This is a genomic window from Arsukibacterium sp. UBA3155 (assembly GCA_002364615.1).
GTDB lineage: Bacteria > Pseudomonadota > Gammaproteobacteria > Enterobacterales > Alteromonadaceae > Alishewanella.
This window is the reverse complement of the sequence record DEYP01000015.1, coordinates 64,066-76,277: the sequence shown is the minus strand read 5'-3', so window position 1 is coordinate 76,277 and position 12,212 is coordinate 64,066. Positions and strand designations below refer to the sequence as shown.

General features: G+C 47.5%; 10 protein-coding genes and 4 tRNA genes. 9 read left to right on the top strand and 5 right to left on the bottom strand.

Features of this window, described 5'->3' with window-relative positions:
* Positions 1 to 28: 28 nt before the first annotated feature.
* The gene (locus B2X65_RS05505) at positions 29 to 628 is read right to left on the bottom strand and encodes a Yip1 family protein (RefSeq protein ID WP_290611160.1); all 600 of its coding nucleotides are present in this window, start codon (positions 626 to 628) and stop codon (positions 29 to 31) included.
* 198 nt (positions 629 to 826) lie between these two features.
* On the opposite strand from B2X65_RS05505, the gene miaE reads away from it, so the two are divergent.
* Complete coding sequence (gene miaE / locus B2X65_RS05500; RefSeq protein WP_290611159.1) at positions 827 to 1,618, top strand: tRNA isopentenyl-2-thiomethyl-A-37 hydroxylase MiaE; 792 nt, start codon at positions 827 to 829, stop codon at positions 1,616 to 1,618.
* Here miaE and B2X65_RS05495 read toward each other — a convergent pair.
* Both B2X65_RS05495 and B2X65_RS05490 read right to left on the bottom strand, forming a co-directional pair.
* Entirely contained in the window at positions 1,596 to 2,345 is a 750-nt protein-coding gene (locus tag B2X65_RS05495; RefSeq protein WP_290611158.1) for a UDP-2,3-diacylglucosamine diphosphatase, read from the bottom strand. The genes miaE and B2X65_RS05495 overlap by 23 nt on opposite strands.
* A 13-nt stretch (positions 2,346 to 2,358) precedes the next feature.
* A complete protein-coding gene (locus B2X65_RS05490; protein ID WP_290611157.1) occupies positions 2,359 to 2,853 on the bottom strand; it encodes a peptidylprolyl isomerase in 495 nt (164 codons plus the stop codon).
* A 141-nt stretch (positions 2,854 to 2,994) separates the two neighbouring features.
* Between B2X65_RS05490 and cysS the strand changes: the two genes are divergently transcribed.
* Entirely contained in the window at positions 2,995 to 4,374 is a 1,380-nt protein-coding gene (cysS, locus tag B2X65_RS05485; RefSeq protein WP_290611155.1) for a cysteine--tRNA ligase, read from the top strand.
* 56 nt (positions 4,375 to 4,430) lie between these two features.
* Here the strand turns inward: cysS and B2X65_RS05480 are convergent, their stop codons facing one another.
* Positions 4,431 to 5,492 carry an alpha/beta hydrolase family protein gene (locus B2X65_RS05480; RefSeq protein ID WP_290611154.1) on the bottom strand — a complete coding sequence of 354 codons (1,062 nt, stop codon included), beginning with the start codon at positions 5,490 to 5,492 and terminating at the stop codon, positions 4,431 to 4,433.
* Positions 5,493 to 5,772: 280 nt separating this feature from the next.
* On the opposite strand from B2X65_RS05480, the gene B2X65_RS05475 reads away from it, so the two are divergent.
* Positions 5,773 to 7,725 (top strand): hypothetical protein, encoded by a 1,953-nt coding sequence (locus B2X65_RS05475; RefSeq protein ID WP_290611153.1) that lies wholly within the window; start codon positions 5,773 to 5,775, stop codon positions 7,723 to 7,725.
* Between the two features lie 13 nt (positions 7,726 to 7,738).
* Here the strand turns inward: B2X65_RS05475 and folD are convergent, their stop codons facing one another.
* On the bottom strand, positions 7,739 to 8,599 hold the full coding sequence (folD, locus tag B2X65_RS05470) for a bifunctional methylenetetrahydrofolate dehydrogenase/methenyltetrahydrofolate cyclohydrolase FolD (RefSeq protein ID WP_290611152.1): 861 nt from the start codon (positions 8,597 to 8,599) through the stop codon (positions 7,739 to 7,741).
* Positions 8,600 to 8,787: 188 nt separating this feature from the next.
* On the opposite strand from folD, the gene B2X65_RS05465 reads away from it, so the two are divergent.
* The 6 genes from B2X65_RS05465 to B2X65_RS05440 all read left to right on the top strand — a co-directional run bounded on the left by B2X65_RS05465 (position 8,788) and on the right by B2X65_RS05440 (position 12,140).
* A tRNA-Pro gene (locus B2X65_RS05465) sits at positions 8,788 to 8,864 on the top strand.
* Between the two features lie 115 nt (positions 8,865 to 8,979).
* Positions 8,980 to 9,056, top strand: a tRNA-Arg gene (locus B2X65_RS05460).
* A gap of 25 nt (positions 9,057 to 9,081) precedes the next feature.
* Positions 9,082 to 9,157, top strand: a tRNA-His gene (locus tag B2X65_RS05455).
* Positions 9,158 to 9,179: 22 nt separating this feature from the next.
* A tRNA-Pro gene (locus tag B2X65_RS05450) sits at positions 9,180 to 9,256 on the top strand.
* 512 nt (positions 9,257 to 9,768) lie between these two features.
* Complete coding sequence (gene proB, locus B2X65_RS05445; RefSeq protein ID WP_290611151.1) at positions 9,769 to 10,890, top strand: glutamate 5-kinase; 1,122 nt, start codon at positions 9,769 to 9,771, stop codon at positions 10,888 to 10,890.
* Positions 10,887 to 12,140, top strand: coding sequence for a glutamate-5-semialdehyde dehydrogenase (locus B2X65_RS05440; protein WP_290611150.1), 1,254 nt, complete (start codon positions 10,887 to 10,889; stop codon positions 12,138 to 12,140). The genes proB and B2X65_RS05440 overlap by 4 nt, the downstream gene beginning before the upstream one ends.
* The last annotated feature ends 72 nt before the right edge of the window (positions 12,141 to 12,212 follow it).

Below are 12,212 nucleotides of genomic sequence, written 5' to 3'. Positions count from 1 at the left end.
TTAGTATGTGGTTGTTTCAGTAAGCTTGTCAGTGAGTATAGGTTGGGCCAAAGCCCGACATCCACAAAATAACCGTTGTCGCCATTAATACCGCTAACAAGGTTAAACCACCGGTAACCACGGAGCTGGCATAGATAAAGCCGCGCTCTTCCGGAATGTGCATTAAAATAGGGATGCCCACGTACAGCAGGTATACCGAATACGCTAAGCCCACCAGCCCGACACTGACCACAAACCACAGCTCAGGATACAGTGCGGCAAAGCCTACCATAAACAGAGGGGTAGAGGTGTAAGAGCATAATTCTACAGTCTGGGTATACGTTGGCTCAGCGCCAAAAGTATGCGCCATCCAGTGTGCCAGTAACGCCAGGGTAAATACGCCGATGATTAAAGCAAAATACATTGCAACAGACATAATTAACGCACTTTGCGAGGTGAGCTTAATGGGGTCTCCGACTCCAATACTCCAGCCTAAGTGGACGGCAGAGAAGTAGGCACAGATTGCCGGTATCAGCGCCACAATCATGATGTGCGCCATGCTGTAGCGGAAACTTTCGTGTCTGGCATCTATAGTGTGCCATTCTTCTTTCGGGTGGGCATATATGCCCCATAAATGGTTTAGTATCATAATTATTATCCTTTTTACTACGCCCCTCATATCGGGCAACTACGTTACTAAGCCACCCTTAACTCAGTTATGACTAAATCTTATGCATTCGTCAAGCAACTTGCACTAATTTTCAACAAAGCACCGATTCAGATCAAACTTGGTCGTTGCCGGTGCTTTGGGTATAATACGGTAACTTTTTAAGGCACAGTTCAAACTATGCAACGCAGTGAATGGCAACAACTGTTACAACCGATAAACCACTTTTTAGGTTGCAGAACACCAGACTCCTGGCTGGAGCAAGCTTCACGACCAGAGAATCTGCCGACCTTGTTGCGGGACCATCTGATTTGCGAATTAAAAGCGGCGCAAAGTGCCATGTATCTTATTCGCCGCTATGCGGTGGATGACAGCAGTGCTGATGCGTTGCTGCAATGGTTTAAGCCGTTTGAGGATTTCACTTACCGCCAGCAGGGTGACTGGCAGGCTTTAGCCGGTCTTAGCTTGAAAAAGTCAATGATCCCGCAGGCCAGCAGCCAGTATGCTCAGGATTTAATCGACAAAATGGTGCTGCTGATTAAAGAAGAGCTGCATCACTTTTATCAGGTACTTGAGGTGATGGCCGCTAATGGCATTAGCTATGAGAAAACCACGTCCAGCCGTTACGCAAAAGGCATGCTGCGCCATGTCCGCACCTATGAGCCACAGGCGATGGTTGATAAACTGATATGCGGTGCTTACATTGAGGCACGCTCCTGTGAGCGTTTTGCCAGGCTGGCGCCGTTACTACCTACCAAAATTGCTGAATTTTATATTTCGCTGCTGCGCTCTGAAGCACGTCATTATCAGGACTACCTGACGTTAGCCGGGCAAATTGCTAAGTCGGACATTAGTGAGCGGATCGCTTTTTTTGGTGAGGTTGAAGCAGAATTAATTAGTAGCCCGGATACTGACTTTAAATTTCACAGTGGCTGTCCAAAGCATGCCGCTAGTGATCAGTCAGCGGCGTAAATACCAGTTGCCAGTTTTCCGCCGATACGCTTAAGTAACTACTCTGACTATACCAGTCACCTAAAACATAGCGCTCACCAGGCTTGCCGTCGACGTCCACCTGATGCACTGCCGGGCGGTGAGTATGGCCGTGGATTAGTTTCAGTACGCCGGCGTCTGCCATCAGTTTAGGCACTTCTTCTGGCGTCACATCCATTATTTGCACTTGCTGCTTCGCTGCGTAATGTGCTTTGTTCGCTGCGCTTTTACGCCGGGCTTTAGCTGCAATACCCTGACGAAACTTTAACGGGGTTTTTAGCAGTAACCATTGCCACCAAGGCTGGTTCCACCACTTACGAAACCGCTGATAAGCAATGTCCAGGGTGCATAAGCTATCGCCATGCATAATTAAAGTAGGGGTGCCATACAGGTCAATGACCTGCTGCTGTGGTAATAACTGCATACCGGCACGATGGGCGTATTGCTGGCGCAATACAAAGTCGCGGTTGCCGTGAATAAAGTATATCGGGACGTGCTGGCTTAATGCAGACAGAGCCGTTGCTACGGTGTCGAGCAGCGGCTCTGGATTATCATCGCCAATCCAGACTTCGAATAAGTCACCCAGAATATACAGTGCATCAGCGGCAATGGCTTTATCGCTGAGAAACTGCAGAAAGGCCGCAGTAATGTCGGGCCTGTCTGCCGCTAAGTGCAAGTCTGCAATAAACAGAGTGTGTGCTGTTGGCATTGGCAGCGCTGACTTACGCCAGCAGTTCCGCTTTTTCAATAACTACCGGCTCAAGCGGCACATCGCTGTGGCCAGCAACGCGGCCGGTTTTTACCTGGCGAATTTTATCTACCACGTCCATTCCCTCGCTCACTTCACCAAATACGCAGTAGCCCCAACCCTGGCTTGATTCAGCGGTGTGGTTTAAAAAGCTGTTGTCGGCAATGTTGATAAAAAACTGGCAGGTGGCAGAATGCGGATCGTTAGTCCGCGCCATGGCGATGGTGCCTTTTTTATTAGGTACTTTATTGTTAGCTTCATTCTTAATGGGGGCTTTAGTTTCTTTTTGATCCATATCCGGGGTAAAGCCACCGCCCTGGATCATAAAACCATCAATAACCCGGTGAAAAATAGTGCCATCTAAAAAGCCATCTTTTACATAACTCATAAAATTCTCCGCGGTTTGCGGGGCTTTATCTGTAAAAAGATTAAGAGTAATAACGCCATAGTTGGTATGTAAGTTAATCATTAAATTGTGTCCTCCGTTTGAATGCGGCCATTGTAACTCAGGAGCCGCATTTCATAAAGCAAGGATAGCGGCTGCAGTTTGCCGGTGGTACACTAGCGAGCTGAATACAAAGCCTTTATAACGTCGTTTTTGAGGATACTCATGTTACAAATCTACAATACCCTAAGCCGTAAAAAAGAAGTGTTTAACGCGATTGAGCCTGGCAAAGTTGGTTTGTATGTTTGTGGTATCACCATTTACGATTATTGCCATGTCGGCCACGCCCGTACTTATGTCGCCTTTGACGTGATTAACCGTTATCTGCGCTTTTCTGGTTATGATGTCACTTACGTGCGAAATATTACCGATGTCGACGATAAAATTATCAAGCGCGCTAACGCCAATAACGAAAGCTGTGATGCGTTAACCGAGCGCTTTACCGAGGCAATGCATGCCGATTTTAACGCTTTGGGCTTATTGCCTGCGGATATAGAGCCTAAAGTAACGACGCATATGGCTGAGATAATTAGCCTGATTGAAACCCTGGTAGCCAAAGGCTTTGCCTACGTAGCCAGTGATGGCGATGTATTATTTGATGTCAGTAAATACGATGCCTACGGCGAGTTGAGTCAGCAAAACCTGGAGATGCTGCAATCGGGTTCGCGGGTAGAGGTTGCTGATAATAAAGACGACCCACTGGATTTTGTACTGTGGAAAAGTGCTAAGCCAGGTGAGCCCTTCTGGCAGTCACCCTGGGGTGATGGCCGTCCTGGCTGGCATATTGAATGCTCGGCCATGAGTGCCAAGCACTTAGGGCAGCATTTTGATATTCACGGCGGCGGCTCTGACTTACAGTTCCCGCATCACGAGAATGAAATTGCCCAGTCGACCTGTGCTCACAACCATAAGTATGTTAATACCTGGGTTCACACTGGTATGGTGCAGGTAGATAAAGAAAAAATGTCTAAATCCTTAGGCAATTTTTTTACGGTTAAAGACGTGTTGGCGCAATATAATGCTGAAGCGGTGCGCTACTTTTTATTATCCAGCCATTATCGCAGCCAGTTAAATTACTCAGCCGAGAACCTGGAGCAGGCGCATGCTGCGTTAGGCCGCTTGTATACCGCACTGCGTAATGTGACACCAAGCCACAGTATTGACTTAAACAGTCCGTATATCGTCCGGTTTAAGGCGGCGATGGACGATGACTTTAACACCCCGGAAGCTCTGCCTGTGTTGTTTGAATTGGCCCGTGAGGTAAACCGCTTTAAAGAAGCTGAGCCGGCCAAAGCGGCTGAATTAGCCGCCTTGCTAAAACTGCTAGCGGGTGCGTTGGGCATGCTGCAAGGCGATGCGGAATCGTTCTTACAAAGCGGGGCATCAACAGATGATGTCGCAGAGATTGAAGCGTTAATTGCTAAACGAAATACTGCCCGCACCAACAAAGACTGGGCGGCAGCAGACGCCGCACGTGATGCGTTAACCGCTAAAGGTATTATTGTTGAAGATAAGAACGGCATAACCAGCTGGCGTAAAGCCTAACGTTTGTCAGTTAGCAGCCAATAAAAAAACCGCCAGTTGGCGGTTTTTTTATTGGCTTAATCTACCCGAGCAACTAAGTCTGAACGAATAAACTGCGATAACACTGCTTGATGTTGTTGGGCCCACAAGCTCATTGCCTGGCCGTTATCCGTGGTTATTTGTTCAATAAAAGCACTGGATAACGCCTGGGTCGCGGCTTTGATCACCTGCTGCTGTGTCTTGGTATCGTTACCACCGCGCCAGCCTGAAAAAATATTGTGGCTGCCTGAGCTAAACACCGCCAGCACTTTGTAGCGGCTGGCCATGGCGTTATACAAATCAAACCTGTCTTCTGGCGATGAATAATAACCAGGCACCCGAATTTCATCTTCGGTGGTAGTGATATGCAAAGTGGGAATGTTCACTTCAGCCAGCACTTTATTCAGCGGCTGATCATTATAAAAAGGCGGCGCTGAAATTAAAATAGCCGCTTTAATGCGTTCGTCTTTCAGGCTGACCAGGGCGCCATTTTGCTCAACTTGAGCACCGCTTAATAACATTGAGGTGTTCGCACCATATGAATGACCAGCCATCACAATATTTTGCTTATCAAAATACGCCGCATGTTCTGACGCCAGGATCTGGTCCAAAGCAAACTTTACATCCTGAACTCTGGCTAATGCTTCGGGTGTATCTGCCGCGTCCATCAGCCGAAACGGTAACGTTAGCCTGCTGCCGCGCCAGACTTTTCGATCGCTGCCGTCATGCTGAACATGCAAACTGGCATAGCCTTGACTGGCCCAATACTGGCCCAGGTAAGCATAACGCTCTTTAGAACCCCCTAAGCCATGAGAGAACACAATCAGTGCTTTGGCTTTTTGCTGACGCGCGGGTTTAAACAACAGCGCCGGCACAACCCGATCCCGGTTTTGGTCCAGCCAGTCAAAACTGATTTGCTCAATAGTTAACGACAAGCGCCTTGTAACTTCAGCCGAGTACTTTACCGATGGCAAACTCAGTTGTTGTTGCCAGACAACATTATCTGGCTTCGGCTTTTGTGCACATCCGCTTAAAGCCATCAGTAAAGAAACGATAAGTGCGGTGGCACCTGATGCTTTTATCTTAAAAAGAGATGGCATAAAAATCCTCGTCGCTATAACTAACATCCCTGATACGCACAAAACTGATTTAGGGTTTTGTATCAGCAACTAGCTCCAGAAATACTCGTTGCTCGTGTTCTGCATGAGGACATAGATGCTCCTCAACGGCAGCTGAAATAGCGGCTATGTTCTTCAGTTTTTCCTACAGGCTTGTTTTGGGTCTTGATCTCACAGTGCCTTCGCTTTATGTTAGCTGTTTACCACGGTGCATTATCGTTAATGCAATTTATTAACCCTTATCAAGTAGAACAATCCCGTGATGAGTCGGTTCGGCGATAATATAAAGAGCAATTCTGGGAAATGGGTATTTACTGTAGTAGCGCTTGTTTTACTCCCACTGATTTTATTTGGATTTTGGCCTGCGAGCGAACAGTCGGAGACGACTAGCGATTCGAGTTTTAAGTCTGATTTTCTTCAAAAAAGTGACGGAAACGCAGTAAATATAAGCCGTTCAGATAACAATAATTCTAATGCAGTCGTAAAAATTGATACGACCGATTACGTGCAGTGTCAGCAATTTACCCAGGAGTTTCGTTCCACAAGTGTTGGTTGGGGCTATGAAAACCATAAGGAGTGGGACAGCTATCTTGATCAAGGCTACTCACTAGATGAAATCACCCTGGCTGTAGATCATTTCGCAAACTCAAACTTTGCAGCCAAGTTCCGGGTTGAGCAGCTACGCAAAGGCACTGAAATCTCGTTGTCGAATCAGCAGTTAAATGAACAACTTCGACAGCAATTTCCAGAGCTGGCAAATTCGGGTTTCTCAGTTGAACGAGCCATTCCACTGCCTGTATTTGCATCATTTGAAAAGATGACTGACCAAGAAAAGAAACAAGTTCTGACTGAACACGAAATCGGTGTGAACGATGTTGCTTATTTTATTCATTCGGGGCTACCTGACGACGATATTATGATGATGCTTAGTCACATTAGTGACCCGGCGGCCATGGTAAGTTATGAGCGGCTTGAAGCGACCTCTTTAATTGATTTTGCTGTAGCGGCCTCCCGGCCGGTATTGGTCGAGAGTTTACTGAAAAGTGGCTTGTTGCCATCTTCAGATGCCTATTTAGGTTCTTCTATGGAATGGGCATTAAGCAGGCTGTCCTATGCCAATGAAAATACCCAGAAGAATGCGGTTGATGTCGTTAAACTACTAAAGCTTTATGGAGCAAAAGCGAAGTTTAGACTGAAAAGTCAGGCGAGAATCGAGGGTAATTTTCCACGCAACTATTTTCAATTCAATGAACAACAAATTTTATCAATATTACAGGATTATCAGCTCGACCTGACACTAATAGAGCAGCGTCAGGTGCCTGTATTGTCGGAGCAGCATCCACTGATTGAAAACCTGGAAGCTCAGCGAGCCACCTTTCTTACTAAACAGTTTACTGACGAATATCCCGTGCAACTGAACGCTTGTGAACGGACATTAGACTCGGTAAATACTCAGTGGCAGCCGGAATCAGCATATGACGTTGTAAACCGCATCGGGAAGTTGTACGAAGGGTCGCCAGAAATTGTCATTAGTGAATTAGCCGATATTGATCCCCTGCTGGTTGATATATATCGAGAGCGGCTGGACAGGATCGCCAGACCAATGACAATAATAAGCTTTCCGCCAGAAGCAAGTGCGTTATTGCAGAAAGGTGATATAAGGCAAGCGATTCGTTATTTCGAAGCGCAATCCTATAGTGATGAGGTAAAGCGCTGGCTTATACCCCAACTTTTGGGGTTCAACGTTGAGTACTACTCAGAAGTAAGGCAGAGCTCATTGTGGGTCGGTGATCTTCAACTTTCTGATCTGATGTTGTTACGGGTTGGTGCTGAGAAAATTCAGGCGCTTGAGCAGGCAGGCGCAAATTTACGCGGCATGGACAGCAGGCATAAAACCTTGATGCATTATGCTGCTGAACAATCTGACGTAAATTTAATGTCGTTTTTAAAAACGCAGGGCTACCCATTTTCATTAGACGACCAAGGACAGGACCCGCTTCATATTGTGCTGAGAGCTGATCAGCCGAGACTATCAATGCAGAGCATCGAAACACTTGTTGATATCGTTATGGATTACCAGCCTGACATAGACGTTTTTCATCACAGCAGAATGGCTCTTATTAAGCTAAAGTACCCACAGCTATATCAGTCACTGACAAGTCGGCACGCTGAGCTTGCAATTACGGGTGAGACACCATTACCGCAAGTTCGATAACTGACAACTAAACTTAATGTTTATCGTGGTATAGCTCGCAGGCTTCCAGCGTGTTTTCAATTAAGCTGGCAACGGTCATTGGCCCAACGCCACCGGGTACCGGGGTAATATAGCGTGCGTGTTTTACCGCAGTGCTATATTCAACATCGCCGACCAGTTTGCCGCTGTCCAGCCGGTTAATACCGACGTCGATAACCAAAGCACCCGGTTTTACCCAGTCACCGGGAATAAACTCGGGTCGGCCTACGGCAACCACCAGTAAATCAGCCCGGCGTACCTGGGCTTCCAGATTTCTGGTAAATTTATGACATACCGTCGTGGTGCATCCGGCTAATAACAGCTCTAACGCCATGGGGCGGCCGACGATATTCGATGCCCCAACCACAACGGCATCCATACCTTTTACATTAACCCCGGTGCTTTGCAGCAGCGTCATAATGCCTTTTGGCGTGCAGGAACGCAGGGCGGGCATGCGCTGGGCCAGCCGGCCAATATTATAAGGGTGAAAGCCATCGACATCTTTATGTGGGACTATCCGCTCCAGAATAGCCGATGAATCAAGGCCTGCAGGTAACGGCAGTTGCACCAGAATGCCGTCTACCGTGTTGTCGTTGTTCAGTTTATCAATTAAGTCAGTCAGTTGTTGCTCTGTGGTATCTGAAGGCAGGTCATAAGAGACTGAATGAAAGCCCACTTCTTCGCATGCTTTACGTTTGCTGCCCACGTATACCTGTGACGCTGGGTCGACGCCTACCAAAACGACAGCTAACCCTGGTGCTCTTTTTCCTGCCTTTACTCGTGCTCTGACCTGAGCGGCGACTTTATCTTTTGTTGCCTGGGCTACTGCTTTGCCATCAATAATTTGTGCTGTCATGTTGGGGCTTCTCTGTCACTTTTTTAATCCCGCTATTTTCGCACAGCCGCTGCCAGAACTCCATCCTGCGTAATTAATACGAAGAAAGGTTCAAATAATCAGCAATCGGCTGATTATTGCAAAAAAAGGTTTGACGCTTCAGGTGGCGGGCGTTAATATTCCGCCCCGTTGCAGCAGTGCAGCGAAGTCGGTGATTGGCGCAGCTTGGTAGCGCACTTGGTTTGGGTCCAAGGGGTCGCAGGTTCAAATCCTGCATCACCGACCAATTTTAAATTGGTAAGGTATACACGTGGTTTGGGTACTTTTAATCCACGGGTCGCAGGTTAAAATCCTGCATCACCGACCAACTATTTTTATAGCTTGGTAGGGCTTTCGATTTTGCGCCCGTAGCTCAGCTGGATAGAGCAACGCCCTTCTAAGGCGTGGGTCATAGGTTCGAATCCTATCGGGCGCGCCATAACAAGCGCAAAACAGTTTCAGTGGTGGTTGTAGCTCAGTTGGTAGAGCCCCGGATTGTGATTCCGGTTGTCGTGGGTTCGAACCCCATCATCCACCCCATCTTTCCCTGAGTTTTTATTGTCGGTGATTGGCGCAGCTTGGTAGCGCACTTGGTTTGGGTCCAAGGGGTCGCAGGTTCAAATCCTGCATCACCGACCATCTTTCCTCTCAGTTAAATCAGCGCACCTGGTTTGGGTATTCTCAATCCCACGGGTCGCAGGTTCAAATCCTGCATCACCGACCATCTTTCCCCTAAGTTAAATCAGCGCACCTGGTTTGGGTATTCTCAATCCCACGGATCACAGGTTAAAATCCTGCATCACCGACCATTTTTCCCCAAAGATAAATCAGCGTATTGTCAGCGCGGTTCATTTCATTTCCTTATTTTATCTCGTTTATACCAGGTATTCATCAAATCTATAATGGGTTGCTTTATGCATTGGTATTCATCTTTATTTGCAAGCCACAAATATTGGCTAAAACGGTAATTTAATTACAGTTTTACTGGTTGAAAAGTAATCAGTCACTGGCCGCAAGGAGCCTGAATAAATGCTAAATTAATGAATATTAATGCTTATTTTACGTTGGCGAGCCTGGTTTGTTGCTGCTTGCCGGTGGTGCTGGTTAGGCGTTTTTGCTATACTGCCGCCGGTCAAAATACCGGAGGAGTTATGATAAACCCAAGCTGGCGTCGGGTCGTACTAAAGGTGGGTAGTGCCCTGATAGCGCCAGACAACGAAGGATGTAGTGAACAATATTTACGTCCAATCGCTGAATTTATCCACCAATGCAGAAAGCAAGGCCGGGAAGTTATTCTGGTGTCTTCTGGTAGCGTGGCGGCGGGCCGTCACCATTTTAATTTCTCGCACCAACGGGTACCTATTGCGCTCAAACGCGCCATGGCTGCTGTTGGTCAAAACCAGATGATGAATTTCTGGACTAACTGTTTTGATTTCCCTTGTGCGCAGGTATTGCTTACGCATGGCGACCTTAGCGACAGAGTGCGTCATGTTAATATTCAAAACACGCTACGAAAGCTGCTTGACCATCAGGTGCTGCCTATTGTTAACGAGAACGATACGATCGCGACAGATGAGCTGAAAGTCGGTGATAACGATAATCTTGCTGCCATGGTTGCGACGGTTGTGCAGGCTGATGCGCTGATTATCTGTTCTGATGTAAAAGGACTGTATACCGCTGATCCTAGTAAAGATCCGTTGGCAACGTTGATCCCGGAAGTAAGCAAAATTGATGCTGCTATTTACAGCCTGGCAGGTGGTGCTGCGTCGGCGGTTGGTACCGGCGGTATGCGAACTAAAGTAGAAGCTGCTGAGAAAGCCACAGCGCAGGGCGTTGATACCCTGATAGTTGATGGTCACCAGCTGGAAACGTTTGAGTGTCTTTTAGCGGGTGAGAATCCTGGCACAGTGTTTTTTGGCCAGCATAAACCGTTACCGGCTAAAAAGCATTGGGTTCGCCATACTTTGCGGGCGAAGGGCGAAATATGGGTTGATGATGGCTGCGTTGAAGCGCTTAGTCAACATGGCGCATCGCTGCTTAGTAGCGGTATTGTGCGCGTTAAGGGTGAATTTGATTCTGGTGATGCGGTTATTATTCGTTGTGCTAAGGGCACCCGTCGTATCGCCAAAGGTGTAAGCCGTTTTAGTGCTACGGAATTGTTTTCGATTAAAGGACAGCAGAGCCGCGATATTCCCAAACGTCTGGGCTATTGCCCGGCAGGCAGTGATGCTGTAGTCCACCGTAGTGAAATGATGTTATTGGAGAAATTATGATTTCTGATGTCGCAGCCACACTGGCTGCTCAGGCAGCCAAAGCTGCCAAAGCTGTTGCTATCTTATCAACAGAGCAAAAAAACTTTGTATTACAAAGTGTTGCTAATCGCATCCGTGAAGCGACCGGTGCCATTATTGCAGCAAACAAAGATGAAGTTGCCCAGGCGGGCAGTAATGGAACCAGTGCGGCAATGATTGACCGGTTAACCTTAAACCCGGAACGCATTGAAGCCATGGCTCAGGCAATTGAACAAATTATCCAGCTGCCCGATCCGGTTGGTTCTACCCGGCAAATTGAGCAGCGCCCTAATGGCATAAATATCGCCAAAACCCGCATTCCGCTTGGTGTTATCTGTATGATTTACGAAGCCCGGCCCAATGTAACAGCTGATGCGGGGGCATTGTGCTTTAAATCTGGTAACGCGGTAATTTTACGTTGTGGCCGCGAAGCCATCAACACCAGCCTGGCAATTGCGGCAGCGATGCGTCAGGCATTGCGTGACCATGATTTGCCAGAAGAAGTTATTACCATAGTGCCGGACCCTGATCGGGATTTATTGTTAGCATTGTTAAAACAGGATCAGTTTATAGATTTGGTTATTCCCCGTGGAGGTGAAGGCTTAATCCGTTTTGTTACTGAGCAAAGCCGTATTCCGGTCATTCAGCACTTTAAAGGTGTTTGTCATTTGTATGTTGACCAATCTGCTGATTTGAACATGGCACTTAACTTACTGGTAAACGGCAAAGTGCAACGGCCAGGGGTGTGTAACGCGCTCGAAGGCTTGCTGGTCAATAAGCACCAGGCGGCTGATTTTCTGCCGATGGTAGCCAAGGCGCTGGCGGAGCATCAGGTTAAGGTGCATGCCTGCAAACAAAGCGTCGGTTTTTTTAGTGGTGCTTCGGCCATTGCTGACGATGAATTTGGTCAGGAGTATCTGGCGCCGGAAATCGCTATCAGAGTGGTGGATGACATGGATGCGGCAATTGATCATATTGACCAGTTTGGTAGTCAGCACACAGAGGTGATTTGCACCGCTGACCAGGCCAATGCGGATCGGTTTATCCGTACGGTTGATACAGCCGTGGTGATGCACAATGCCTCTTCGCGTTTCTCAGACGGTGGCGAATTAGGATTAGGTGCCGAAATAGGGATATCGACCAGCAAGCTGCACGCTTATGGTCCAATGGGCCTGGAAGCACTCACCACTGAAAAATATGTCGTTACCGGCAGTGGCCAAACGCGTAGTTAATTTAAAGTTGCAGTGCCAGCGGGTAAATCTGCCGGGTAATGTACTATAGATAATTAGCTAACTTATTGAACA